This is a genomic window from Dactylosporangium fulvum, assembly GCF_025137375.1.
Classification (GTDB): domain Bacteria; phylum Actinomycetota; class Actinomycetes; order Mycobacteriales; family Micromonosporaceae; genus Dactylosporangium; species Dactylosporangium fulvum.
On record NZ_CP073720.1, the window covers coordinates 6,783,039 to 6,807,906 of the forward strand.

Annotated in this window: 26 protein-coding genes; 9 read left to right on the top strand and 17 right to left on the bottom strand. The window is 71.9% G+C overall.

From position 1 onward, the window contains the following. Nucleotides 1–263: 263 nt before the first annotated feature. Complete coding sequence (locus tag Dfulv_RS31235; protein ID WP_259857381.1) at nucleotides 264–566, top strand: STAS domain-containing protein; 303 nt, start codon at nucleotides 264–266, stop codon at nucleotides 564–566. Nucleotides 567–665: 99 nt separating this feature from the next. On the opposite strand, the gene Dfulv_RS31240 is transcribed toward Dfulv_RS31235, so the two are convergent. From Dfulv_RS31240 to Dfulv_RS31255, 4 genes are all read right to left on the bottom strand, one after another. Next, nucleotides 666–1,355, bottom strand: coding sequence for a cation transporter (locus tag Dfulv_RS31240; protein WP_259857382.1), 690 nt, complete (start codon nucleotides 1,353–1,355; stop codon nucleotides 666–668). Further along, on the bottom strand, nucleotides 1,355–1,684 hold the full coding sequence (locus Dfulv_RS31245) for an ArsR/SmtB family transcription factor (RefSeq protein ID WP_259857383.1): 330 nt from the start codon (nucleotides 1,682–1,684) through the stop codon (nucleotides 1,355–1,357). Before Dfulv_RS31245 ends, Dfulv_RS31240 begins: the two co-directional genes overlap by 1 nt. A gap of 68 nt (nucleotides 1,685–1,752) precedes the next feature. Then, the gene (locus Dfulv_RS31250) at nucleotides 1,753–2,073 is read right to left on the bottom strand and encodes a hypothetical protein (RefSeq protein ID WP_259857384.1); all 321 of its coding nucleotides are present in this window, start codon (nucleotides 2,071–2,073) and stop codon (nucleotides 1,753–1,755) included. 73 nt (nucleotides 2,074–2,146) lie between these two features. Then, nucleotides 2,147–2,518, bottom strand: coding sequence for a hypothetical protein (locus tag Dfulv_RS31255; RefSeq protein ID WP_259857385.1), 372 nt, complete (start codon nucleotides 2,516–2,518; stop codon nucleotides 2,147–2,149). Between the two features lie 77 nt (nucleotides 2,519–2,595). Between Dfulv_RS31255 and Dfulv_RS31260 the strand changes: the two genes are divergently transcribed. The 3 genes from Dfulv_RS31260 (at nucleotide 2,596) to Dfulv_RS31270 (ending at nucleotide 4,564) form a co-directional block, all read left to right on the top strand. Then, complete coding sequence (locus Dfulv_RS31260; RefSeq protein ID WP_259857386.1) at nucleotides 2,596–3,222, top strand: class I SAM-dependent methyltransferase; 627 nt, start codon at nucleotides 2,596–2,598, stop codon at nucleotides 3,220–3,222. Nucleotides 3,223–3,453: 231 nt separating this feature from the next. After that, nucleotides 3,454–3,990, top strand: a complete 537-nt coding sequence (locus tag Dfulv_RS31265; protein ID WP_259857387.1) for a hypothetical protein — start codon at nucleotides 3,454–3,456, stop codon at nucleotides 3,988–3,990. A 52-nt stretch (nucleotides 3,991–4,042) separates the two neighbouring features. Then, the gene (locus Dfulv_RS31270) at nucleotides 4,043–4,564 is read left to right on the top strand and encodes a YcxB family protein (RefSeq protein WP_259868458.1); all 522 of its coding nucleotides are present in this window, start codon (nucleotides 4,043–4,045) and stop codon (nucleotides 4,562–4,564) included. Nucleotides 4,565–4,630: 66 nt separating this feature from the next. Here Dfulv_RS31270 and Dfulv_RS31275 read toward each other — a convergent pair whose 3' ends face one another. The 13 genes from Dfulv_RS31275 to Dfulv_RS31335 form a co-directional block, all read right to left on the bottom strand. Further along, the gene (locus tag Dfulv_RS31275) at nucleotides 4,631–5,416 is read right to left on the bottom strand and encodes an SDR family NAD(P)-dependent oxidoreductase (protein ID WP_259857388.1); all 786 of its coding nucleotides are present in this window, start codon (nucleotides 5,414–5,416) and stop codon (nucleotides 4,631–4,633) included. Nucleotides 5,417–5,527: 111 nt separating this feature from the next. After that, the gene (locus tag Dfulv_RS31280) at nucleotides 5,528–6,160 is read right to left on the bottom strand and encodes a class I SAM-dependent methyltransferase (protein ID WP_259857389.1); all 633 of its coding nucleotides are present in this window, start codon (nucleotides 6,158–6,160) and stop codon (nucleotides 5,528–5,530) included. 106 nt (nucleotides 6,161–6,266) lie between these two features. After that, on the bottom strand, nucleotides 6,267–7,871 hold the full coding sequence (locus Dfulv_RS31285; RefSeq protein WP_259857390.1) for a flavin monoamine oxidase family protein: 1,605 nt from the start codon (nucleotides 7,869–7,871) through the stop codon (nucleotides 6,267–6,269). Nucleotides 7,872–8,022: 151 nt separating this feature from the next. Then, nucleotides 8,023–8,502, bottom strand: coding sequence for a cupin domain-containing protein (locus Dfulv_RS31290; RefSeq protein WP_259857391.1), 480 nt, complete (start codon nucleotides 8,500–8,502; stop codon nucleotides 8,023–8,025). Between the two features lie 122 nt (nucleotides 8,503–8,624). Continuing rightward, nucleotides 8,625–11,252 (bottom strand): phospholipase D-like domain-containing protein, encoded by a 2,628-nt coding sequence (locus Dfulv_RS31295; RefSeq protein WP_259857392.1) that lies wholly within the window; start codon nucleotides 11,250–11,252, stop codon nucleotides 8,625–8,627. 13 nt (nucleotides 11,253–11,265) lie between these two features. Further along, entirely contained in the window at nucleotides 11,266–12,819 is a 1,554-nt protein-coding gene (locus tag Dfulv_RS31300; RefSeq protein WP_259857393.1) for a metallophosphoesterase family protein, read from the bottom strand. Continuing rightward, on the bottom strand, nucleotides 12,816–13,661 hold the full coding sequence (locus Dfulv_RS31305; RefSeq protein WP_259857394.1) for a carbohydrate ABC transporter permease: 846 nt from the start codon (nucleotides 13,659–13,661) through the stop codon (nucleotides 12,816–12,818). The genes Dfulv_RS31300 and Dfulv_RS31305 overlap by 4 nt, the downstream gene beginning before the upstream one ends. Further along, a complete protein-coding gene (locus tag Dfulv_RS31310; protein WP_259857395.1) occupies nucleotides 13,658–14,623 on the bottom strand; it encodes a carbohydrate ABC transporter permease in 966 nt (321 codons plus the stop codon). The genes Dfulv_RS31305 and Dfulv_RS31310 overlap by 4 nt, the downstream gene beginning before the upstream one ends. Continuing rightward, complete coding sequence (locus Dfulv_RS31315; RefSeq protein WP_259857396.1) at nucleotides 14,620–15,414, bottom strand: inositol monophosphatase family protein; 795 nt, start codon at nucleotides 15,412–15,414, stop codon at nucleotides 14,620–14,622. The genes Dfulv_RS31310 and Dfulv_RS31315 overlap by 4 nt, the downstream gene beginning before the upstream one ends. Further along, nucleotides 15,414–16,100 (bottom strand): glycerophosphodiester phosphodiesterase, encoded by a 687-nt coding sequence (locus tag Dfulv_RS31320; protein ID WP_259857397.1) that lies wholly within the window; start codon nucleotides 16,098–16,100, stop codon nucleotides 15,414–15,416. The genes Dfulv_RS31315 and Dfulv_RS31320 overlap by 1 nt, the downstream gene beginning before the upstream one ends. Before the next feature lie 11 nt (nucleotides 16,101–16,111). Further along, nucleotides 16,112–17,452 (bottom strand): ABC transporter substrate-binding protein, encoded by a 1,341-nt coding sequence (locus tag Dfulv_RS31325; protein ID WP_259857398.1) that lies wholly within the window; start codon nucleotides 17,450–17,452, stop codon nucleotides 16,112–16,114. A 227-nt stretch (nucleotides 17,453–17,679) separates the two neighbouring features. Beyond that, nucleotides 17,680–18,411, bottom strand: a complete 732-nt coding sequence (locus Dfulv_RS31330) for a DUF47 domain-containing protein (RefSeq protein ID WP_259857399.1) — start codon at nucleotides 18,409–18,411, stop codon at nucleotides 17,680–17,682. After that, the gene (locus Dfulv_RS31335) at nucleotides 18,306–19,313 is read right to left on the bottom strand and encodes an inorganic phosphate transporter (protein ID WP_259857400.1); all 1,008 of its coding nucleotides are present in this window, start codon (nucleotides 19,311–19,313) and stop codon (nucleotides 18,306–18,308) included. Before Dfulv_RS31335 ends, Dfulv_RS31330 begins: the two co-directional genes overlap by 106 nt. 236 nt (nucleotides 19,314–19,549) lie before the next feature. Between Dfulv_RS31335 and Dfulv_RS31340 the strand changes: the two genes are divergently transcribed. The 5 genes from Dfulv_RS31340 to Dfulv_RS31360 are packed head-to-tail and all read left to right on the top strand — an operon-like array spanning nucleotide 19,550 to nucleotide 24,854. Further along, a complete protein-coding gene (locus Dfulv_RS31340) occupies nucleotides 19,550–21,049 on the top strand; it encodes an FGGY-family carbohydrate kinase (protein WP_259857401.1) in 1,500 nt (499 codons plus the stop codon). Next, nucleotides 21,046–21,663, top strand: coding sequence for a histidine phosphatase family protein (locus tag Dfulv_RS31345; protein WP_259857402.1), 618 nt, complete (start codon nucleotides 21,046–21,048; stop codon nucleotides 21,661–21,663). The genes Dfulv_RS31340 and Dfulv_RS31345 overlap by 4 nt, the downstream gene beginning before the upstream one ends. Further along, nucleotides 21,660–22,439 (top strand): DeoR/GlpR family DNA-binding transcription regulator, encoded by a 780-nt coding sequence (locus Dfulv_RS31350; RefSeq protein WP_259857403.1) that lies wholly within the window; start codon nucleotides 21,660–21,662, stop codon nucleotides 22,437–22,439. Before Dfulv_RS31345 ends, Dfulv_RS31350 begins: the two co-directional genes overlap by 4 nt. Continuing rightward, nucleotides 22,426–23,841 carry an FGGY family carbohydrate kinase gene (locus tag Dfulv_RS31355; protein ID WP_259857404.1) on the top strand — a complete coding sequence of 472 codons (1,416 nt, stop codon included), beginning with the start codon at nucleotides 22,426–22,428 and terminating at the stop codon, nucleotides 23,839–23,841. Before Dfulv_RS31350 ends, Dfulv_RS31355 begins: the two co-directional genes overlap by 14 nt. Continuing rightward, complete coding sequence (locus tag Dfulv_RS31360; RefSeq protein ID WP_259857405.1) at nucleotides 23,838–24,854, top strand: 2-hydroxyacid dehydrogenase; 1,017 nt, start codon at nucleotides 23,838–23,840, stop codon at nucleotides 24,852–24,854. Before Dfulv_RS31355 ends, Dfulv_RS31360 begins: the two co-directional genes overlap by 4 nt. Nucleotides 24,855–24,868: the final 14 nt, after the last annotated feature.

Below are 24,868 nucleotides of genomic sequence, written 5' to 3' on the forward strand. Positions count from 1 at the left end.
GCCGCCGGTCATGGAGACGATCAGGCGAATTTATGACGATCCAACGACATTCAGCGGCCGGGCCGGACAGCCCGCCCGCGGTCGCCTCACCTGCGCGGTGTGCCGTTCATCGGGCGCCGGCGCCCACGCGTTTCGTCATGGGATTGCCATTGAAGTGCGAACCTTCCGCCACAGTCGGGCGAGACGCTGCAGCAATGTATGCGGAACAGGCCGGACTTGGGCGTACCGAACGACCGGCGCAGGGCGTGGGGCCGGACCCAACCGTGCCGACCGTGGAGGTGCTCGTCACCGAGCGGCTGGACGTGGCGGCGTTGCGCCACTGCCAGGCGATGCTCGCGCAGGCGCTGGACCTGCGTCCCGAGCACCTCGTCGTCGATCTGGCCGCCTGCACCGGCATCGACGCGACGGGAATCGGCATGCTGCTCGACGCGCACCGGGCGCAGTTGCGGCAGGGACGCCGGCTGACGCTGCGCACCGTGCCGCCCCAGGTCTGGCGCATGTTCGTCCTCGCCCGTGTCGACCACGTGTTCACGATCGAGGCCCCGGACGACCGCACTCCCGGGTGACCGGTCACGGCGCTGCGTGCGGCCGACGCGCGACCGGCCCGTCCGTCGCGCGGCGGCGACCGGGGCCGGCGGCGTAGATGCCCGGTGCCGGCGCGGCGGTCACGATCGCTCACCCCCGGTGCAGCAGCCGTCGTCGCAGCCGTCGTCGACACCCGGCGCGCAGCAGGTCTCACCGCGCCATGCCGCACGTCCCTCCGTCACCGCGACGGCGGCGATGACCAGGGCCGCGAGCGGATCGGCCCACCACCAGCCGAACAGTGCGTTGGCCGCCAGCCCGACGAGCAGGACCGCCGACAGCCAGGTGCACAGCAGGGTCTGCCTGGAGTCGGCCACGGCGGAGGCCGAGCCGAGTTCGCGGCCGGCGCGGCGTTGAGCGGCGGACAGGACCGGCATCACGGCGAGGGAGACCGCCGCCAGGATGAGCCCGAGGGTGGAGTGTTCGGCCCGGTCGGCGCCGAACAGTGCCCGGACCGACTCGACGGTGACGTAGGCGGCGAGGGCGTAGAACGACACCGCGATGATCCGCAGCGCGGTGCGTTCGCGCCGTTGGTGGTCGGGGCCGGAGAACTGCCACGCGACCGCGGCCGCGGAGGCGACCTCGATGACCGAGTCGAGGCCGAAGCCGATCAGCGCCGTCGACGAGGCGTGGGCGCCGGCGGTGATCGCGACAACGGCTTCGACGATGTTGTAGGTGATGGTCGCGGCGACGAACCACCGGACCTGCCGGACGAGCGCGGCCCGGCGGGTCGGTGACGGTCCTGCCGATGCGCGCGGTAGCGGGTATCCCATCAGCAGCATCCGTCGGCCTCGGCGGCCGGGCACGCGGCCGGGTCGACCGCGAGGACCAGGCCGAGCAGGTCACCCAGGGCGTGTGCGAGCCGTGGGTCGGCGAGTTCGTATCGGGACCGGCGACCTTCGGGCACGGCGACGACGAGGCCGCAGCCGCGAAGGCAGGACAGGTGGTTGGACAGGTTCTGCCGGGTAGTGCCCAGCAGGTCGGCGAGCTCGGCAGGATAGCCGGGTCCCTCGCGCAGGGCGAGCAGCAGCCGGGCCCGGACCGGGTCGGACAGGGCATGGCCGAAGCGGGCGAGAACCTGCCCGTGCGTCAGCGTCTCCATCAGCTGACAGTACATCAAATTATGAATACAGGGAATGATGAACTATTACGTCGGGCGCCGCAGCCCGGTCAACCGCACCCTGCGCAGCCGCAGCCGGCTCCGGCGGCGGCAGCACGCCGGGCACTGCGGCGGCGGTGCAGCCACCACATCCCCGAGGCGGCTGCGGCCAGACCGGCAGCGACGGCGAGCAGGGTCTTCTCGAGCACCGCGGCGCCCGCTCCGGTGACGACACCGGCGGCGACGAGCAGCGGAACGGCGCAGCAGGCCGCGCAGGCCAGCGCGGCAAGACCGCCGGTGATCTTGCTGCGGGTCGGCGGTGCGGTGTCGGCCACCGGCGTGCGGTGGTGGCCGACGTGGCTGGTGGCGGACTGCTGGACGGGCAGGCTCATGTCGGGTCTCCGTCGGGACGGTCGGCGTTCTGATGGACAGTTGCGGGCGTCGACGATTTCGGGACGTGTGCGGTCACGGCGTCCGATCGGCCGAGACCGCCCCGGCCCGCGCGGTGAGGGAGGCCAGCACGTCGGCGTGCCGGGCCGGCACCCGCACGTCGAGGGTCAGCGCCTCGCCGCCGGCGGCCGGCCCGGGTGTGACGGTGAACGTGAAGAACGAGCAGCACGCGGCTTCCCGCGCGGTCAGGTCCCGCACCGTCGCCGCCAGGCCGGCCGGGCCGGTCAACAGCATCCGGGCATGCGTCGGGCCGACCGGCTCGACGCCCCGCACGGCGGTGGCGAACAGGGCGTCGAACTCGGCCAGTCGCGGTGCGGGCCGGAGTCGGCGCGCGGCGCCCCGGGTTCCGGCTGCCGCTCCAGCACGCCCTGCGCGAGCTGGAGTCATGGGCGTGATCGGTGCGGCCGCCTCGTCCGCTGTGGATTGTTCTTTCCCCACCCACCGACCTCGGAAGGACCAGCGTGATGACCGGTGAAACCGCGATCTCGAGACAGCGCCGGTTCTGGGACCGGGCCGCGCCGAGCTACGACAGGCAGATCGCGCTCTTCGAGAAGATCCAGTTCGGTGGCGGCCGGGAGTGGCTCGGTGCGCGCGCACGCGGCCGCGTGCTGGAGGTCGCGATCGGCACCGGGCGGAACCTGCCGCACTACCCGGCCGACGCCGAGATCACCGGGATCGAGCTGAGCCCGGCCATGCTCGGCTTCGCCGAGCAGCGCGCGACCGACCTCGGCCGCGCCGTGAACCTGCGCGAGGGTGACGCCGAGCGGCTGTCGTTCGCGGACGCGTCCTTCGACACGGTGGTCTGCGCACTGTCGCTGTGCACCATCCCCGATCCGGCCGCGGCGATCGGTGAGATGCGGCGCGTCCTCGTGCCGGGCGGCAGGTTGCTGCTGCTGGACCACATCGGCAGCACCTGGCCGCCGATCCGCGCCGCGCAGTGGCTGCTCGAGCGCATCACCATCCCGGCGGTCGGTGAGCACTTCACCCGGCGCCAGCTGCCGCTGGTCGAAGCGGCCGGGTTCCGGATCGTCGAGGTCGAGCGGCTCAAGGCCGGCACCGTGGAACGCATCCACGCGATCAAGCCCGCGTGATCCACGGCGTCATGTCGCGACCGGGTGCCCGGCCAGCCGCCACTCGACCACGCCGTCGATGAGGCGTGTCGCGCGGCGGCCGTGCCGGCGAGCCGGTAGAAGATCTTCGTCCCCTCCCGGCGGGTGGCGACCAGACCGGCCTGCTTGAGCGTCTGCAGGCCGCCCTCAAACGCGCCGACGCCTCGACATGCTGCGGCGGTTCTTCGCCGATCCGGCCGGGGAAGTCGTGGAGTGGACAAAAAGCAGGCCGGCGATGTCGCGTTCAACAACCTCCCGGCGCACGTGTCGGGCATGGTGAAGCGGCTGATGGGCATCCTGCCGAGCGCAGGGGCGCTGATCACCCAGCCCGTGTTCACCGCCGTGGCCGCGATCCAGCGCGACGGCCGCCCGCTCGAGCTCCGGCTGGCGATCCACGAGCCGCCGCTGGACAAGCTGGGCCAGGTGCTGCCGGCACCCGGCGAGGGGAACTACCTCGCCGATCCCGCCCTCGCCGAGTACCGCAGAGCGATGCGCCAGTACGGCGGCACGGCGACCGTCGACAAGCTCCCGTTCGTCGGCGAGCCGCGCGTCAACACGGGCTGGACCGTCACCGCCTACGACCCCGCCAAGGGTTACCTGCTGGTGGTGTCGGCCTCCCCCGGCAGCCGGGCGGAACAGTTCGCGCCCGACGTTCCCGACGCCACCATGGTCCGGGTGCTCGACAACGCGTACCGGCTCGCGGCGACCAAGGCGAACACCATGCTGGGCGCCCGGTTCCACGTGGCGTAGCCGGGTCCGGACGCCCCGGTATCCTGGTGCGTTGCCGACCACAGGAGTCCACGTGCACATCCGGTTCGACGTTCCCGCCGATCCCGCCTACGCCGTGCGGGTCGCCGGCGTGATGAGCGGCCTGTATCTGCGCAAGTTCCGTTACATCGGGCTGGGACTGGTGGTGGTCGGTCTGGTCGGCCTCGTCGTGCCGCTGCCGAACCGCGACACGGGGATCGGAGCCACCCCGGTCTTCACCACGATCATCGTCGTCGGGGTGCTGTCCATCCTGTTTCCGTTGTGGATGCGGCATTCCACCCGCCGTCGCGCCGCCGGGCTCGCCGTCGACGGCAGCTACGACATCACCGACGACAACATCATGATGCGCAGCGGCACCGAGAGCCAGGGCATCGCCTGGGAAGGCGTGAGCCGAGTGGTCGAGACCCCGGACTTCTGGGTCGTGTACGTCGGCAGGATCGCCTCGACGGTCATCCCGCGACAGCTCATGGCACCGCACGACGAGCGGACCCTGCGCGCGTTCCTGGTCGAGCGCGGCAGCCTCCCCGCCGACGGCCGCACCGGCCAGCAGGCGTAGCGCACCCGGCAGGCACCGGCCGGCCAGGCCGGGGTCCCACGACGGCACCCCGGCCTGGCCCGCAGCTCACGGGGTCGAATCGGCGCTCAGCGGTACACCGGTCAGGTCGGCGCACAGCGCCAGCAGTTCGTCCAGCAGTACCGGATCGCGGCTGCCGTCGGTTGGCTGCCAGTCGCGTTTCGTGAAGTAGCGACCGGAGACCAGTGCGTCCGGCTCGTCGCTGGTTGCGAGCCAGGCCAGCGTCCGGGCGGCTTCGACCGGATCCGTCGGCGCGTCGGGCCCGCCCATCCTGGTGCGCACCCAGCCCGGATCCACCGCGTTGCTCAGCGCGTCCGGCCAGCGCCGCGCAACCGCGAACGCGAGCAGCAGGCAGTGCAGCTTCGACGTGCTGTACGCCTCGAAGCCATTCCACGGGCGCGTTTCGTAGTTCACGTCGCCCAGGTCGGCGACACCGTCGGCGGCGAGCGCCGAGGAGATGAAAACCAGCCGCCCCGGACGTGGCATCAGCGCCGTCAACAGGTACGGCGCGAGGACGTTGACCTGGAACGTCGATTCCAGGCCGTCCTCGGTCAGTGCCCGTTCCGAGCTGTCCAGCCGGGCGATCCCGGCATTGTGCACCACGGCGTCGAACCGCCCGAAGGAGGCCAGGGTCGCCGCGAGTGACCTGGTCTCGCCGAGCGAGGCAAGGTCGCCGACCACCACACCGACCGCGGCCGGAACCGCGGCCTTGGCCACCGCCGCCCGCTCCTCGTTGCGGGCGTGCAGGACGACCCGGTGCCCGTCGGCCGCGAGCCGCAGGGCTGTTTGCAGGCCGATACCGTCGGCCGATCCGGTCACGAGAATATCGGTCACAACATCCACCGTCGTTTGTGCATTGTTTTCCCATCTGACGTTGAGGCGTCGATGGTCGCAGCCGGGAGTTGTGATCCATTTGCAGCACAATTGCGGGTGACTGGTCCGCCCTCAGAAGTCGTCCTTCTTGACCAGCATGTGGGCCTGCTGGCTCCGTTCGGTGTCGTCGGGCTCGCGCAGGAGCTGGGCGACCATGCGGAAGCCGGCCGCCCGCAGCAACGACGCGACGAGCTCGGGTGGCTGACGGTGGAAGTCGAGCGACACCGTGCTGCCGAAGCCCTCGGTGATGTGCCGGGTCTCGGTGCGGACCTGGAACCCGATCAGCAGATGGCCGCCGGGAGCCAGCACGCGGTGGAACTCGGCGAACACCGCGGGCAGGTCCTTCGGCGGGGTGTTCACGATGCTGTACCAGGCGAGCACGCCGCCGAGCTGGCCCTCCGGCAGGTCCAGAGCGGTCATCGTGCCCACGTCGAACGACAGGTGCGGATGGGCGCGGCGGGCGACGGCGACCATGCCGGGCGACAGGTCGATGCCGAAGACGTCGAGGCCGAGCTTGTGCAGGTAAGCGGTGGTGTTGCCGGGACCGCAGCCGAGGTCGGCGACCGGGCCGTCGACCAGTTCCGCGAACACGGCGAGCATCGCCCGGCTGAACGGCTTGAAGTCCAGCCCGTTGCGGGCCTCCTCGGCGTAGGCCTCGGCGACCGTGGTCCACGACTCGCGGGTCGAGTCCAGATAGTCGGTCACGCCGTGGCACCTCCGGAGTCGAGCCGGCCGACGAGGTCCAGGCCCCGGCGGGACGGCGGTCCGATCACCCGCGCATGCTACGGGAACCGTTCCGGGCACGTCACGGTCAGCCGGTCATGACCCGCTGGTGCAGCGCGGTGACCGCGGCGCGCGCCGACACGAACGCGCCGTGCTGCCAGGCGACGGAGTGGCTGAGCCAGTCCCCGGCGAAGTAGACCCGGCCGGCGGGCCGCAGCAGCAACTGGTATCCCGGGCTGGAATACGTCGGGGAGACCCAGCCGCCTTCGAGGTACGGGGTTCGGTGCCAGGCGATCGAGAAGGAGTGGGCCAGCTCGGTGCGGTACTTCTCGCCGTGGATCTTCACGCCCTGCGCGACAGCCCGGGCTTCCCGCTCCACCGGCGACAGTGCACTGTAGACGTTCGCCGCGTTGCCCGTGTTGTAGTACCCGATGATGAGACCGCGCTCGCCGAGGTGGCCGTAGGACGGGTACCAGATGTGCTGCAGATCCATGTCGGTCTCGGTGATCCCGCCGAAGATCTTGTAGTCGGTCTCCCACCACCGGCTGCGGTACTCCAGCCCGATCTTTCCGACGTTGGTGACCCTGAACCCGGACAGCGCGGCGGTCACGTCGGCCCCGAGGTTGTGCGGGATGCGGGCGATCAGGTGCGGCGGCATGGTCGCGACGCAGTAGTCCGCCTTGACGCGCCGCTCCTTGCCGTTCTGGGTGTAGGTCACCTCGACACCGGCCGCGGAGTTCGTCAACCCGGTGACCACCGCGCCGAGCTCCACCCGGTGCGCGCCGATCGCCCGGGTCAGCGCCTTCGGGATCTGGTCCATTCCGCCGATCGGCTGGAACATCAGCATCGCCTGGTCGTAGCCGAACTCGAAGGAGAAGTACCGGCCGACGTTGCTCGCGAAGACGTCCGACAGCGACGGCGGAGGGCCGAGGACGACTCCGGCGTCGTTGCCGGCGCCCGGGTCGGTGACGAACCCGCGGTGCTCGGTGCCGGTGTACGCGTAGCCGCTGGTCTTGTTGCCGATCGAGCCGAAGCTCTGCAGGAACGACAGCAGCCGGCTCTTGTCGTCGGCGGTCAGCCGGGCGTCCAGGGCTCCCTGGTCGGTCGCCTTGGCCAGCAGTTCCGAGACGTAGCCGTTCACGTCGGCCTTGGCGGTGCGGTACCGCACCGGGTTGCCCGGGGTCATCCCGGCGGACTCGTTGTAGATGAAGGCGCTGGCGTTCTGGTTCGTGAACACCTCCACGGGGACGCCCAGCTCCCGGCAGTAGTCCATGGTGACCATCCACTGCGCGATGCGGGCCGGCCCGGCGTTCATGTAGATGCCCTCGGAGAACCTGGCGCGCTGGGTGTGTCCGTCCAGATCGGTCTGCTCGGTGCCGCCGCGCACCGTGAAGTTGCGACCCCCGGTCCGGGATCGGGCTTCGAGGACGGTGCAGTGATAGCCGGCCTTGCCGAGCTCGTATGCGGTGGTCAGGCCGGCGATGCCGCCGCCCAGGATGACCACCTTCTTCGCCGATCGCCCGGTCAACGTGAAGTCGGACGGTCCCGGCGCCTTGAACGGCGGGGCCGCTTGAGCCTCGGTCGGTGCCAGCCCGAGCGCTCCCATCGTGGCGAACAGCGCCCCGGCTCCCCCGGAGACGCCGACTGAACGGAGAAAACCGCGCCGGGTGAGGTTCGGCGACACGGATCCCATCGATCCTCCTCGGTCAGGAGATGATCTTACGGATCCGATCATCGACGTCGATCATTAAGATCGATGACCGTCGCGATTTCCTCTCCGTTGCGAGATCCGCACAGGTCGATGGGCGCTCCGCGGGTCAAGCCGCCGGGCCGACCGGCCGTGGTCAGCCCGCGTGCCGGTCCGGGTCGACGTTCGCGGGCTGGACGCTCCAGGTGGGAGGTTCATCGGTGCCGGCGTTCTCGTCGCGCTCGGCGTCCTCGGCGGTGGGCTGGACCTTGCCCGGCGCGTGGTGCACGGGAGCGTAGACGGCGTAGAGCCGCATCGGCTCTCGACCGGTATTGGTGACGTCGTGCCAGGTGCCGGCGGGAATCAGGACGCACCAGCCGTCGGTGACCTCCTGCTCGAAGGTGAGCTGGTCGGCGGCCGGTCCCATCTGCGCCCGGCCTTGTCCCGCGTCGAGGCGCAGGAACTGGTCGGTGTCGGGGTGCATCTCCAGCCCGATGGACTCCCCGACCGGGATGGACATCAGGGTGACCTGCAGATATCGACCGGTCCAGGCGACGGTGCGGTAGTTGGTGTTGCCGGTGGTGGCGGCCTCAAGGTCAAACGAGCTGGGCTGGGGTCCGACGTCGGTGATGGTCATGGCGCTGGCGGTCCTCCGCTCACTGGTGGATTTCGCGGCCGACCACCACCGTATCGTCAGCGACGCGTCGCGGCCACGGACCTGGTGAACCCGTGGCCGCGAACACTACCCACCGGCCGGGATCAGCAGGTCTGCGCGCAGTTGCGCAGGCCGTAGCGGATCTTCAGCTGGGTGCCGCCGTTGCCGTCCCAGTCGTCGACGTAGACGACGGTCAGGTAACCGCCCTGGTCGGCGCCGATCGCCGGGGCGTCCTGACGGTTGGCGGTGAACACGCTCAGCCGGTACTCGGGGAACAGGTTGCTCGTCCCGCCGGTCGGGCCGATGCCGCGGGCCCACACCTCGGTGCCGCTACTGGCGCTGGTGAGCCCGGTCGCCTGCCCGGACTCGTGCCATGTCACCACGGCGTTGCCGGAGCCGTCGACGGCGACGTCCGGATGCGCCTGGCGACCGACCCGGTCGGACTGGTACGCCGTCTGTGTCGTGACCGTGTACGCACCGGCGGCGTTGGTCGTCCACCGGTAGATCGGGCCGCTGACGGTGCGGGCGGCGAACGCGGCGGTCGTCCCGGTGAAGCCGCGCACGTAGATCATCGACTGCGGGTTGCCGTCGTAGCCGGTCCGGCCCGTGTAGGAGTCGGTCCAGGCGACGTACCAGGTCCCGGTCGACCCGATCGCGACCGACGGCTCGAGCTGCGGACCGTCGGAGAGCGTGCCGGTGTGGACGGCGACGGTCGAGCCGAACGTCCCGGCGAGCGTGCCGGTCTTGGCCCGGATGCTGTACCCGCCGTTGCCGTCCTCGTCGTCCTCCCAGGCGACCGCGACGGTGCCGGAGTCGTTGATCGCGAGGTCCGGCTTGCGGTAGGTACCGCCGGCCACCGCCTGCACCGGCACGTCGTAGCCGCCGCTCACCGGCGACAGCCGCGCGTCGGCGGCGCTGAACGAGGCGTACCGGATCGAGCTCACCCCGGCCGTGGTCGTGTCCTGCCAGGCGACGCCGAACCGGCCGTCGGACAGCACGGCGATCGACGGTTCGCTCTGGTCGCCGGCGGCCTGGGAGTTGACGTTGACGATCGAGGTCATCGTCCCGTCCGGACGGACGCGGCGGGACCGGATCTCGTAGCCGCCGTTGCCGTTGCTGTCGTCGGCCCACACGACCACCGCGTCGCCGTTGCTGGCGATACCGACGTCGGGTGAGCGGTAGTTCCAGTTCGTACTGCCGCCGGTGCGCACGACGACGTCGGACTGGCGCACCCCGTCGACGAAGCGGCCCAGCCGGATCTCGTTGCCGGTGCCGGTCAGCGTGCCGGAGCTGAACGCGACCACGCTGACGTGGCGCCCGTTCGCGTCGCGGTACGAGGCGACCGCCGGCTCGAACTGGTCGCCGGTGGCCACCTCGTTCGCCGTGGCGAAGGTGGCGTCCGGGTACCGCGACGGCGCGATCTTCACGGCCGCTTCCTTGATGGCGGCGAAGTCGGCGACGAAGCCGTTGTAGATGGTGGTGTCGTCGATCCGCATGAACGTCTCGTCGTTCTTCTTCAGCGCGCCGTTGGTGAGGTTCTGCGAGCCGGTGTAGACGTACCGGTGCATCTGGTTGTCCTTGCGGGACACCCCCTGCACCACCAGGTACTTGGAGTGGATGCTGCCGTCGGAGCACTCGGCGTTGACGGCGGAGCCGACCGCGAAGAACGACTGCCGGCAGCCGCCCGGGTCCATCGCGTAGACGCCGATGCCGCGTGCGGCCAGGTCGTCGATCATGTCCTGGTGCTCGCCGGTGGCGACCTCGACGGTGCAGCCGGCGTCAAGCTTGTCGCCCAGCGCGTCGATGACCTCGGGCCGGGCGTCGCGGAACCCCCACATCGCGAGCCGGATCACGTCGTCCGTGCTCGTCGTGGAGCACTGCACGTCGTCGATGGCGGCGGCGAAGATGTCGTGGCGGGTGCTCTGCGGGTTGAACGAGTTGGTGATCGTGGTGTCCTCGGCGGTACTCGGGGAGTTGCGCGGCGAGAACCAGAGCCGGAACGGCCCGGCGTCGACGTGGCCGGTCTCGTAGACCTTGCTGCTGCCGGTCACGGCGAGCTTCCGGTTCACGTAGTCGCGGTAGGCCGTGGCGAGCGCGGTGTTGCCGGAGACCACAACGAGGTTCTGGTACATCTGCTGCTGCGGGTTGGTGGGGTTGTTCGACCCGATGAGGGTGACGTCGGTGCGCCCGTCCGACAGGGCGCTGAACACCCAGAACTTGTTGTGGTTGATGCCGGTACCACCGCCCGCGCAGGAGGCGAAGCAGCGTTTGACCCACGAGCCGGTCGCGCTGGACGACCACGCCGGCAGGCCGGCGACCAGCGAGTTGACCTGGGCGGACTGGTTGCACACCGCCGGGTCGCCGTCGGTGCAGGCCTCGACGAGCAGGCGCACCCTCACCCCGCGTGCGTGCGCGGCCAGCAGATGGTCGGTGATGGCCTGGTCGGTGAAGGTGTACAGCGACGCGTACAGCGTCGACCCGGCCACGCTGGCCTGGACCAGGGTGTCGATCTCGTCGCGCAGGCCGGTGGTCTGGTACTGGGTGAACTGGGGTCCGTTCTTGTTCGGGTCGGGGGTGGCGTAGTCGGCGTCGGGAACCGGGTCGAGGTTCGGGCGGAGGAACAGAACCTTGATCGAGCCGCTGGTCACGGTCACGGTCGCGGCGGCGGCTTGCGAGGCCGTGCCGAGAACCATACCGATCACGAGCATGAGCGCCAGAAACGGTCGGCGCAAGGCGGTGCTCCCTTCAGCGTGGTGGTGCGGGGAGACGGAGCCGGACGTTGCGGTCCGGCGCGCCACCGGCCGCGCCGGTGCGACCGGCCCGGACGGCGTCGTTGTAGGCCAGCTCGCGGTGCAGCGCGGCGAGCCGGTCGGTGGTGTCCTGCCCGGCGGCCGGCACCACGGGCGCGTCGTGGTCGACGAGTGTGCTGGTGATGCAGAGGCCGCCGGACCGCTCGCGGGCGATCTGCAGGACCCGCGCCTGCACCGGCCAGTCGGCGATCGCCGCCGTGGTCACCTCGAACAGCCCGCCGCCGTCGCCGCGGTGGTGCGCGACGACCCGGTTGGCGTGGTGGTGACCGTTGAGCCAGAGCACCACGTTGCGGCAGCCGAGCGCCAGGCGGAGGATCTCGCCGGCGTACGCGCGCTCGCCCGGCTGGTCCGGGCAGACGCCGTAGCCGTTGCGCAGCGAGCTGGTCGCGTGGTGCGAGGCGAGCACGATGAGCGGGTCGTCGGGACCGTCGGCGGCGAGCTGCTCGGCGAGCCAGTCGAGCTGGGCCCGGTCCATGCTGCCGTCCCAGTGCCCGTGCGGGTTGTCGGTGTTGAGCACGACGATCCGCACGCCGGGCACGGGGTCGTAGGCGTAGTGGGCGGTACCGTCGCGGTGGTTGGCCGCCGTGAACCCGTGCCCTGCCGGGCGCGCGCCCGGGTGCCGGTGAGCGTTCACGAAGTCGGCCGGGGTGATGAAGGTCCGGCTGGCCAGCGCCGGCACCGGCCGGGACGGCCCGGTGAAGAGCGCGGCCGGGTCGGTCAGGAACGTGCCCAGGGCGTCGGGCAGGTCCGGTCCGTCCGGCAGGCCGACCGGCTTGCGCGGCCCGGTGGCGATCGCCGCGAGGTCCGGCCGGGCCGCGGTGGTGCCACCGATCAGCAGGTCGTGGTTGCCGAGGCAGGCGAGCCACGGGTGGCCGAGGCCACCGGCGGTGAACGGCGCCGCGGCGGCCTCCAGCAGGCCCGGATGGGTCGGGAACCCCCACAGGCGCTTGTACCGGTCGTCGCCCGGGTCGGGCCGCCAGTACCAGGGGTCGTCCCAGTCCAGCGCCTGCGGGCCGTGGTAGCCGAACGGGCTGACCGCGACCTTGCCGCCGTCGAGCAACGCGAGGTACGCGGCGAGCTCGTTCACCTGCGCGTTGTCGATGTTGTCGCCGGTGACCACGCACGCGTCGAGGTCGAGCGCGGCGAGCGTGCGGATCATCGCCGCGGCCGCGTGCGGGGCCAGCGCCTCCTGCGGCCGGAACACCCAGTCGACGAGCCCCGCCCAGCTGGCGGTGCCGGCGCCGGTCCGCATGGCGAAGTCCAGCCGGGCCGGCGAACCGGGGTCCACGACGTGCAGGTCCGTCAGGTGGGCGAGGGTGGCGATCACGGTGTTCCCGGCGGCCGGGGCCGGTCCGGGCACGAAGTCGGTGCGCACGGTGTGGGCCTCGCCCGGCACCTGGCGCAGCCGGTGGTACAGGCCGTGGCTGCCGGTGCCGGCGATCTCACCCGGCACGAGGGTCGGTGCCGGCTTTCCCGGTGTTGTGGTCATCGGACCGCTCCCGCCGTCAGGCCGCGCACGATGTGCCGCTGGAACATGTAGATCATCACCAGCATCGGGATGATGGCGAGCACGACGCCGGCGAAGATGACGTCGGGTGCCCGCTCCTCGACCGAGTTGAGCTGGGCCAGGCCGATCTGTAGGGTCTGCATCTTCGGCGTGCTCGTGACCAGCAGCGGCCAGAAGTAGTGGTTGTAGCTGCTGATGAAGGAGTGGATGGCGAGGGTACCGATCGCGGGCCGCGACAGCGGGACGAGGATCTTCCAGAGGAAGCGCAGGTGTCCGCAGCCCTCGACCTTCGCCGCCTCGTACACCTCTTTCGGGAAGCTCAGGAAGAACTGCCGCATGAGGAACGTGCCGAAGCCGGCCGCGAGGAACGGCAGGAACAGCGCCGGGAACGTGTTGATCAGGCCCCAGTCCGCCATCGTGAGGTAATTGGGGATGATCATCGACTCGGCCGGCACCATCATCGTGGCGAGGAACATGCCGAACGCGAGCCGCTTGAGCGGGAAGTGCAGGAACGCGAACACGTAGCCGGACAGCACCGAGGTGACCAGCACGCCGAGGACGACGACGAGGGACACCAGGATGCTGTTGCCGTACTGGCGGGCCAGCGGCACCGCGTTCAGCACGTTGCCGAAGCTGCTCACGTTGATGCTGGTCGGGAACAGCGCGGGCGGGAAGCGGGTCAGGTCCTCGCGGTCCATCAGCGATCCGGCGACCGCGTAGTACAGCGGGAAGATCACGATCGAGACCAGGATGACCAGTCCGGCGATCGCGCCCGCACTGCGCAACCGGCCCACGCCTCCTCCGCTGCGCTCCAGCGGGCTCATGAGTAGAACACCTTTCGCTGCAGGACCCGGAACTGGATCGCGGTGATCGCGGTGACGAGGAGCAACAGCACGACACCCTGCACCGAGGCGAGGCCGTAGTCGGACGCGCCGAACGCGAACGCCGACTTGTACAGGCCGTAGACCAGGGTGGTGGTGGCGCCGTCGGGTCCGCCGCCGGTGAGAATGTTGATCTCGCCGAAGGTCTGCAGCGAGCCGATCGTCGACACCACGAGCATGAAGAACATCGTCGGGGTGAGCAGCGGCAGCACGATCCCGGTCAGCACCCGCCAGCGGCCGGCACCGTCGAGACGGGCGGCCTCCAGGTACTCCTCGGGGATCGCCTGCAGGCCGGCCGAGAAGACCAGGACCGCGTAGCCGAGATCGCGCCACACGCTGACCACCGCCAGGCTGGGCAGCGCCGTGGCCGGGTCGGTGAGCCAGTCGACGCCGGACACGCCGAGCATGCTGAGCATGCCGTTGAAGACGCCGATGCTCGGGCTGTAGAAGACGTCGAACACGACCGCCGCCGACGCGGCGGAGAACGCGAACGGCGTGGCCATCAGCGTCCGGAAGAAGCCGATGCCCTTGACCTTCGACTGCAACGCCAGGGCCAGCCCGAGCCCCAGCACGAGCGTGGGCAGCACCGTGCACAGCGCGAACAGGACCGTGACGAGCAGGACGTTGCGCAGCTGCGGATCGCCGAAGAAGTCCCCGTAGCGGTCCAGCCCGACAAAGTCCGTGGCGTTGCCGAAGATGTCGCTGCCGTGTGTGCTCAGCCAGACCGTGCGGACGAGCGGGTAGAACACGAACAGGATGAAGACGACGGTGGACGGGACGAGGAACGCCAGCGCCACCGCGATCTCGGCCGGCCGGTAGCGGGGCCGGCGCCGGGCCTCGACGGCGGGTGCCGGGGGCTCCGCCGCGGGCGCCGGGGCGGTCGTGGCGGTGTTCGCGGCGGTCATGCGGCCGCCCGCCACAGTTGCCAGATCTCATCGGCGACGCCCGGCGCGGCGGCGAGGATGCCGTCCTCGGGCACCCCGCCGCTCACGCCGTCGCGCCCGTGGACGAGCGCGCCGCCTTCCCTGGCGATCAGCGCTCCGGCGGCGACGTCCCAGAGGTTGTACCGGCCGGGGATGAGCGCACCGGCGGCGCGCCCGGCCCCGACGCTGGCCAGGGCCAGGGCGCAGGAGCCCATGATGCGGGTGGCGCCGAACCGGTCGGACACCTCGGTCAGCACGGTGTACATGCCGGGCCAGGGCCGGTTCTTCGACCACTCGGTCAGCAGCACCTCGCCGGCGAGCGAGTCCACCTGCCGGCAGCTGACGGGCAGCCCGTCGGCGAAGGCGCCGCCGCCGCGGACGGCGCTGAGGATCTCGCCGCGCGCCGGGTCGGCGACCACGCCGACCGCCACGCCGTCCTCGTCGAACCCGGCCAGGCTGTACGACGACCAGGGCAGCCCGTGCACGAAGTTGGTGGTGCCGTCGATCGGGTCGACGTACCAGGTGAACCCGTCACCGTCGCCGGCGCCGTACTCCTCCCCCACGACCCGGTGGCCCGGGAACCTGCGGCCGATCTCGTCGCGGGTGAGCCGCTCGACCTCGCGGTCGAACGGCGTCACCCAGTCGGCGGCGTCGGCCTTGGTCCCGGCGGTCGCCGGTTCGGGCCGGCTCGCGGCGATCGTCCGCATCGCGGCGCCGGCGAGCTCGACCGCGAACTCGTGCAGTGCCTTCAACTCGTCCGCCTCCGCGGCCATCAGGTGCCCGCCCCCGCGAGGACGGGCGTCACCGCGGGCAGGTCGTTGGAGATGACCGCGTCGATCCCCCAGGCGAGGGCCCGGGCCGCCTCCTCCGCGTCGTCGATGCTGTAGGTCCACATGCGCAGCCCGAGGTCGGCAGCCCGCTTGACGGACTCCTCGGTCAGGCTGTCCCAGCGCAGGTTGAGCGCCTGCGGCCGGACGGTGTCGAGCAGGGTGCTCGGCGGCAGTTCCGGGCCGACCCAGGAGAGCACGATCTCGGCCTCCGGCTGGTGCTCACGCACGACGGTGAGCACCTCGGGCTCGCCGATGAAGCACGACCGCTCCAGCGCGCCCGCGGCGCGCAGTTCGGCGGCCACCACCGGTACCAACTCCGGGTTCTTGTTGTCCACGACGAGTCGCACCGGCACCGTGGCGGCGACCTCGGCGAGCGTGGGGATCCGCTCGCCGGGCACCTCGCTCCGCAGGGCCCGGATCTCGGCGAGGCTCGCCTCCCCGGGCTTCCTCGGGTCGTTCCAGAACCGCTGGAGCGTGCGGTCGTGCAGCAGGATCGGGTGGCCGTCCGCACTGCCGCGGACGTCGAACTCGACCGCGTCGGCGCCCTGCTCCGCTGCGAGCAGCAGCGACGGGACCGTGTTCTCCGTGCGGCGCAGGGGCGCGCCGCGGTGTCCGACGAGGATCGGCACTTCTGCGTTCCTTACTGTCCGACGGACTTGTTGTAGGTGGCGATGGCCTCGGCCATGGCCGTCTGTGCGGTGGTGATGGCCTGGTCGGCGCTGGTCTTGCCGAGGATGACCGACTCGACGATGTCGTTCATCTTGTCGCGGGCCTGCGGCATGACACCCATGAGGCAGCCGCTGCTGGCCGGCGTGGCGGCGGCGGCGCTCAGCTCGGCGCCGGGCTTGGCGAAGTCCGGGTACGTGGCGAGGGTGTCCTTGAACGCCTTGGTGTCCGCCGCGGCCTTGACGATCGGGATGTAGCCGGTCTGCGCGGCCCAGTAGCCCTGCGCGTCGGCCGAGGCGAGGTACTTGAGGAACTCCGCCGCGGCGGCCTGCTGCGCCTTCGGGTGCCCGGCCATCGTCCAGACCGCCGCGCCGCCGTTGAACACGCCGCTCGCGGTGGTGTTGTCCGGCCGGATGTAGTTGGCGACGCCGACCTCGAACTTCGAGCCCTTCATGATGTCGCGCAGGTTGGCGGACGTGAACGGCAGGATCGCCGCACGCCCGGCCTGGAACGCGGCGGACGCGTCGGTGTTGTTGCGCCCGACGTTGAGCAGGGTGCCGTCCTTCACCAGCCCGGCCCAGGTGTTCACGATCCCGCGCAGCTCCGGGGTGTCCCAGTTGACCGCGGTGGTACGGCCGGAGCGGCCGTTGTCCTGGTTGCAGTACTGCACGCCGCCCGCGGCGAGCATCTGCTCGACGAGCCAGCCGTCGATCGACGCGACCGCGCCGTAGCGGGTGGTCTTGCCGCCGTCGACGACCTTCAGCTTGCGGGCCGCCTCGGCCAGCTCACCGATCGTGGTCGGCGGCTTCTCCGGGTCGATGCCGGCGTCCTTGAACGCGGTCTTGTTGTAGAACAGCACCGGCGCCGAGGCGTTGAACGGCAGGGCCTGCAGCTTCCCGCCGACCGTGTAGTACTTGGCGATGCCCGGTTCGACGGAGGCGGCGTCGATCCCGGCCGAGCCGGCGAGGTCGGCGAAGGCGACCGTCGCCTTGGTGTCGACCATGAGCTGCGTGCCGATCTCGAAGACCTGCACCAGGTTGGGCGTCTGCTTCGACTGCACCGACGCCTTGAGCTTGGTGAGCGAGTCGTTGTACTTGCCCTGGAACGTCGCCTCGACCTTGATCTTGCCGGCGTGCGCCTTGTTGAACTCCTCGACGAGGTGGTTGACCGCCTCGCCGTTGGCGCCGGCCATCGAGTGCCAGAACGTCACTGTCTGCTCGCCACCGCTGTCGTCGCCGGCGTCGTCGCCGCAGGCCGTGAGCCCCGCGAACAGCGTCGCAGCCGCGGCGGCCGCAAGAAAGCGTCTCCGTAACATGTCTCCTCCTGATGCGCCGCAGTGCTGCTGTGGGCGTCGCAGACCGGGGTGTGTAGCGGCGTAGGAGCGATTTAACATCAGCCGTGTTGTTTTCACAAGACCATCATCACTTCCGCACCCGATCCGGCCACTTTTCTGGAGCTGACCAGGCATGCCGGACCGGACAACGCACACCCGTACCGGCCCAGACCGGGAACGTTATTCACGTGAGAACTTCACTCGGCCGACTACTGGAATCGTTTCATCACGCCGTCGGCGAGGGCGTCCGCGGCGGCGGCGAGCCGCTCCCCCGCGACGTCCAGCCGGCCGAGCAGGAGCACCGGCGCGAGGGTCTGTGCACCGGCGCCCGGCATGAGCGCCGCGACCGCGTGCTGGTAGGCGGGGCGGACGCCGGGCTTCTTCGCCTCCGCGGCCGCCTCGGCCGCCCGCCGGGGCGCGCTGGGCAACAGCAGCACCGCGGCGTCGAGCCGGGCGAGCCCGCCGGCGAGGCGGTCGAGCACCGGACCGTACAGCGGGTCGGGCACCGCGCCGAACAGGTCGAACTCCCGCACGAAGTCGCGCGTCGCGTCGAGCACGTCGTCGACGCCGCGGGAGAGCCGGAACAGGTCCTCCCGGTCGATCGGGGAGGTCACGCTGCGCCGCAGCCGGCCGATCAGGGCCGCCCGGCAGGCGTCCCCGTCGTGCTCCACCACGCCGATGAGATGCCGTGCCCGGGCCGGGTCCACGGTGCCCGCCGTGACCTGGTGGGCCACCTCGATGCCGCGTTCGGCGCAACGTACCTGCGCTACGACCAGGCCGACCAGCGACCGATCGTTGGCGCCGGCCAGGTCCCGGACCAGCCGGGGCAGCCCGCTCAGGACACCAGCGACACCACCGCCGCCGCGCAGGCTCCGCCGGCGACGAACGCCGCCGGCAGGGTCAACAGCCAGGCCTGGCTCAGTCGCAGGACCTTCCGCCATCGCACTCTCCTCGCTCCTCGAGAGAGTCCGGCGCCGATGAGCGCGCCGGACATCGACTGGGTCATGCTCACCGGCGCGCCGACGGCGGCGGTGCCGAGCACCACGCCGGCACTCGACAGCTCGGTCACCACCACCCCGTCCTGCCGGGTCGCGACCAACCCGCCGCCGGCGCCGCCCAGGCGGCGCACACCGAGCAGGCCGCCCGCCATGAAACAGGCCGCGATCAGCGCCAGCGCGGCCGGCGACCGGGCGTAGCGGTCCGGCCCGCCGCCGAGCAGCACGGCGTAGACCGCGAGCATCTTCTGGCCGTCGTTGGCGCCGTACGCGACGCATGCCGCGGCGAAGCCGCCCAGATGCAGCCGGCGCAGGCGGCCCGCGGCCCCGCCGGAGCGCTCGGCCGACGACGGCGGCAGCGTGGCGACGACCCGCGCCGCGACCAGGGCCACCAGCGCACCGACCAGCGGCGCCGCGGCCGCCGCGGCGAGCACGCCGCCCACCACCGCCCAGTTGACGGCATCACCACCTCCGCCGACCAGCCCGCCGCCGGTGCCGGCACCCGCGATGCCGCCGATGAGGGCGAGCGTCAGGCTGGTGGGCAGGCGACGGGCCGCCAGCAGCACGGTGACCGCGACGGCCGCGCCGATGCCGGCCAGGATCTGCGCCCTGGACGCCGGCCCCGGCGCCCCGGGCGGCACCAGCCGCCCGTCGAGGGTCGTCGCCACCGCGGTGCCGACCAGCAGGGGCGCGGCGAGCACGGCGGTGGTGAGCAGTGCGAGCGCACCGGACGGGCGCAGCCCCGGCGCCCCGACACCGATCCCGACCAGGACCCCGGCGTCGTTGAAGCCCGTGAACACCGCGAACAGCGCGGCAACGCCGAGGGCGGCAGCCGTAGCGGTCGACACCCGCACCATCCGTTCCGGCGCCTCGGATCGCGCCCGTCGTGAACCGCTGATGTGAAGATCTCGCGTCATCGCGAAGGGAATCCGCCGGGTCCGACCCGGCTCGCAGCGACCAGAAACCTGGCTTGAGCTGGCAAGACGCCGACTCACCCGCACTGGATCTAGCCGACACGATAAGTGGATGTTATCTTAACACCAACTGAACGCTCACTTCGCACGACGGGAAGCTGCGACAGCGCATGGGAATAGAGCACTCTTCTACTTCGGGCCTGTGGGCCGGCGTCGACGTCGGCACGCAGAGCCTGCGAGTCCTGCTGGTGGACGACCACGGCGTTGTGGTGGGGCGCGGCGCCGGCCGGTTGGACAGCCATCGGTCCGGCCCCGTCCACGAGCAGGATCCCGAGCAGTGGTGGCAGGTCCTCGGCCGCGCCGGCAGGGAGGCGCTCACCAGCGCTGAACGGGTCCACCCCCGGCCGGCCGGGCTCGTGCGAGGGCTGGCGATCTGCGGCACGTCCGGGACGTTCCTCCTGGCCGGCGCCGGGGCGGCACCGGCGGGACCACTGACGCCGGCGCTCATGTACGACGACGCGCGCGCCGCCGACGGCTGGACCGGCCCCGGGCAACCCTCCTGGCCGCCGGCGAAGCTCGCCTGGCTGGCCGAGCACGGCAGCGCCCCGGTGCGCGCCGGCCTCGCCGGCGGCCGGGTCCGGCTGGAGCACTGCCCCGACTTCCTCGCCTCGCGGCTGGTCGGGCACCCGGTCGCGGCGGACTGGAGCCACGCGCTGAAGACCGGCTACGACCCGGCCGCGCTGGCCTGGCCGGCGGCGTCAGCGGTGCCCGCGGGGGTGCTGCCGGATGTGGTACGGCCCGGGACGCTGCTCGGTCGGATCAACGCCGACGGCGCCGCGCACACCGGGTTCGCCGCCGGCACGCCGGTGCGAGCCGGGATGACCGACGGCTGCGCCGCCCAGATCGCGGCCGGCGCGCTGATCCCCGGCTCGTGGAACGCGGTGCTCGGCACCACCCTCGTGCTCAAGGGGGTCACGGAGGACCGGCTCGAGGACCCGGCCGGCGCCGTGTACTCGCACCGCCACCCCGATCAGGGCTGGCTGCCGGGCGGCGCGTCGAGCGTCGGCGCCGGCCTGCTCGACCTGCGCTTCCCCGCCGCCGACCGCAACCGCCGCGATGCGGCCGCGGCGCGGTACGAACCGGCCGGCGGCATCGTCTACCCGCTCGCCGGCCGGGGAGAACGGTTCCCGTTCGTCCGGCCCGACGCCGAAGCGTTCGAGACCGGCGGCCTCGTCGACGACGACGACCGGTACGCGGCCGTGCTACAGGCCGTCGCCTACGTCGAGAAGCTCGCATACGCACACATGCGCCGCCTCGGCGCACAGGTCGACGGGCCGTACTACATCACCGGCGGCGCCACCCGCAGCCGCTACTGGTGCCAGCTGCGCGCCGACGTCCTCGGCCACGAACTGATCCTGCCGGCCAGTGCCGAGCCGGCCTTCGGCATGGCCGTCCTCGCCGCCGCCGGCGACGGCCCGCTCGTCACGGCGGCCGGCCGCATGATCCGCCCCGGAACCGTCGTCACACCCCGGCCCGGCGCGACCGCACGGTTCGCGGACAGCTACGCCGGCTTCCTCGACGCGCTGGTCGAACGCGACTGGATCGACACCGCGCTCGCCGACTACGCCAAGGACGTCCCGCTCGTCGGCGCTTCCGGCGGTGCGGCATGAGGACCGTGGCACTGGCTCGACACGGCCGCACGGCCTGGCACGCACCGAACCGGTACACCGGGCGCAGCGACATCGAGCTCGACGATGTCGGCGTGCGGCAGGCGGAGGCGCTCGCCCGCTGGGCCGCCGGTCGCGGGTTCGCCGCCCTCGCCAGCTCGGACCTGCGGCGGGCCGTGGACACCGCGGCCGCCGCGGCGGCGACGACCGGTCTCGTCCCGACCGCCGACCCACGGCTGCGGGAGCTCGACTTCGGCATCGCGGAGGGGCACACACTCGCCGACCTCGACCCCGCCGTCGCGGAGCGGTTCGTCAGCGACCCCGTCACGCACCACTTCCCCGGCGGTGAGCATCCGGCCCGCGCCGTCGACCGGTTCCACGCCGGACTGGCCGCGCTGAGCGAGCAGGTGCCGGACGGCAGTGCCCTGGTGGTGGCGCACAGCACGATCATCCGGCTGGTCGTGTGCGCGGCGCTGGGTCTGCCGCTCGCGGAGTACCGCCGCCGGCTGCCGGTGCTCGATCCGACCGCGGTGACCACGCTCCGGCTGTCCGAGGACGGCGTGCCGGTGGCCCTGCTGGCGTACAACGTGCCGGTGTCTGAAGGATGGCAGCCATGACCGACGCAACGGAGCGCAGCCGACCGGCCCAGCGGCAGGCGGAGATCGTCGAGCACGTCATGCAGCACGGTTCCGTGTCGGCGAACGACCTGGCCGAGCTGTTCCATGTCAGCCTGATGACCATCCACCGCGACCTCGACGAACTGGAACGGCAGGGTGTCGTCCGCAAGTTCCGCGGCGGGGTGAGCGCCCAGCCGTCGAGCGTGTTCGAGAGCAACGTGTCCTACCGGCTGCGTGCCGCGAAGGCCGAGAAGCTCGCGATCGCGCAACGGGCCCGCGAGCTGATCGAGCCCGGCATGGCGATCATGCTCGACGACTCGACCACGACCCTGGAGCTCGCCCGGCTCCTGGAGGACGCGGCGCCGCTGACCGTGATGACCAACTTCCTGGAGACCATCAAGCTGCTCAGCACCATGCGGGGCATCCGGCTGCTGGCCCTCGGCGGGGAGTACTACCCGACGCACGACTCCTTCCTCGGCGTGCCGTGCATCGACGCGATCGAGGCGCTGCGGGTCGACCTGCTCTTCGCCTCCACCTCGGCGGTGTCCGGCACGTACGCCTACCACCAGGAGCAGGAGATCGTCCTGGTCAAGCGGGCCATGATCCGCGCCGCCCAGCGGTCTGTGCTCATGGTCGACCACACCAAGCTCGGCCGGGCCGCCCTCCACCGGCTCGCCCCGCTGTCCGACATCGACCTGGTCGTCACCGACAAGCAGGCGCCGCCGGAAGCGCTGCTGGAGATGCGGGAGAACGGCGTCAAGTATGAAGTCGTCTGACCTCCCCCATGCGGTCGGCGTCGACGTCGGCACCACCGTCACCAAGGCGGTCGTGTTCTCATCGGACGGCACGGCACTGCGCCGCGCCGCCCGGCCCACCGTGCTGCACCGGGCGGGCCCGGGCCGGTACGAGCAGGACGCGGCCGCCGTCGCCGCCTCGGTCGTGGCCGTCCTGGAGGAACTCGAACCCGGCCCGGTCGCCGCGGTCGGCGTCACCGGGCAGGGCGACGGGCTCTGGGCGGTGGACGAGGACGGCCACCCGGTCCGGCCCGCCATCTCCTGGCTCGACGCGCGCGCCGCCGACATCGTCGCCGAATGGACGGCAGGCGGCGCGCTGCGGCAGGTGTTCGACAGCACCGGCAACCTGCCGTTCGCCGGCAGTGCCGGCCCGCTGCTGGCCTGGCTCGACCGTCACGAGCCGGCCACGCTGGACCGGGCGGCCACCGCGGCGTACTGCAAGGACGTCGTGGTGCAGCGGCTGACGGGGCTGCGGGCGACCGACGTGTCCTCGGTGCCGTTCCTCGACCCGCAGACCCGCGACTACGACCCCGCGCTGCTCGCCGCACTGGGCCTGGCGCACCGCCGGGACCTGCTCGCGCCGGTGCTGGCCGCCCCGGTCGAGGGATTGCGCACCGCGATCGGCGGGCTGCCGAGCGGCACGCCGGTGGTCGCCGCGCCGTACGACCTGCCGGCCGCCGCGCTGGGAGCCGGCGTCGCGCAGGTCGGCGACGGCCTGCTGATCACCGGCACGACCCTGGCCTGCCAGGTGCTCGCCGACCGGGTCGGCACCGGCGAGCCCGCCGGACTGACGCTCACGACCTGGGAACCGGGGCGGTGGCTGCGAGCGCTGCCGGCGATGGTCGGGACGGCGGGACTGGACTGGGTGCTGGGCCTGGCCGGGGCGACCACCGACGACCTGCCGGCGCTGCTGGCGAGCGGCGACTCGACGGGCCTGTCGGTGCTGCCGTTCTTCGCCGAGGCGGGGGAACGGGCGCCGTTCGTGGCGCCCACGGCCCGGGCCCGCATCGACGGGCTGCACACCGGGGTCACGGTCGCCGACCTCGTTGTCGCCACCTGCGAGGCGATCGCGTACAGCGCACGGCACTGCCTCACCGCCGCCGGTCTCGACGGCGAGCTGTTCGCCTGCGGCGGCGGCATGCGCAGCGCCGCGTGGGCACAGATCTTCGCCGACGTGCTCGGCCGGCCCGTCCGGGTGCTGACCGGTGAGGAGGTCGGTGCCCGCGGCGCGGCCCAGGCGGCCCTGCGCACCGTCGGCGGCTCGGAGCTGCCACCGCCACCGCCGACCGCCGTGTTCACCCCCCGCCGTTCCTACGACGACCGCTACGCCGGCTACCTGTCGGCCGTTGCCAACGCCCGCTCGACCTGGAGGACCACCCCGTGACCCGCGTACTCGTCGCCGGCGACCACTTCGTCACCCCCGCACTCGTGGTCGACGCCCTCGGCAGACTCACCGGCCTCGACGTCGTCACGCACACCGGACCGTGGCCGTACACGCCGTTCGGCCGGGTCGGCGACGTCGACGAGGCGTCGGACATCGAGGACGAACTCGTCGCGCTGCTGCCCGGGGTCGACGTGGTGATCACCCAGATGGCGCCGCTCACCGAACGGGTCCTGGCCGCCGCCCCGGCACTGAAACTGATCGTGGTCACGCGCGGCGGCCCGGTGAACGTGAACCTCGCCGCCGCCGAGGCCCGCGGGATCGAGGTCCGCAGCACACCGGGGCGCAACGCCGTGGCCGCCGCCGAACACACCATCGCGCTGCTGCTCGCGGCGCTGCGGATGATCCCGGCCACCCATGCGTCGGTGCTCGCCGGCGAGTGGCGCTCCGACCTCTACGCGCTCGACGCCGTCGGCTCGGAACTCGGCGGCACCACCGCGGGCCTGGTCGGTTACGGCGCCATCGGCCGGCGGGTGGCCCGCATCCTGCGCGCGTTCGACGCGACCGTGCTCGTGCACGACCCGTACGCCGACCCGGCCACCCTCGACGGCGCCGAAGCGGTCACGTTGGACGAGTTGCTGTCGCGCAGCCAGGTGCTGAGCCTGCACGCCCGGCTCACCGCCGAGACCCGTGGCATGATCGGCGCGAAGGAGCTGGCCCGGCTGCCGCACGGCGCGGTGCTGGTGAACTCCGCACGCGGCGGGCTGCTCGACTACCGGGCCGTGGCCGAGGCGCTCGAATCAGGACGGCTCCGGGCCGCTGCCTTCGACGTGTTCGACGTCGAGCCGCTGCCGGCCGACTCGCCGCTGCGGACGGCACCCCGCGTGGTACTGACACCGCATCTCGCCGGTGCGACCGTGCAGACCGCCCGCCGGGCCGCCGAGCAGGCCGCCGAGGCGCTCGAGACGTGGCTCACCGGCGCCGCCGTGCCGCCGGTGACCTCCTCCGCGACGTGACCACCGGCACTTCT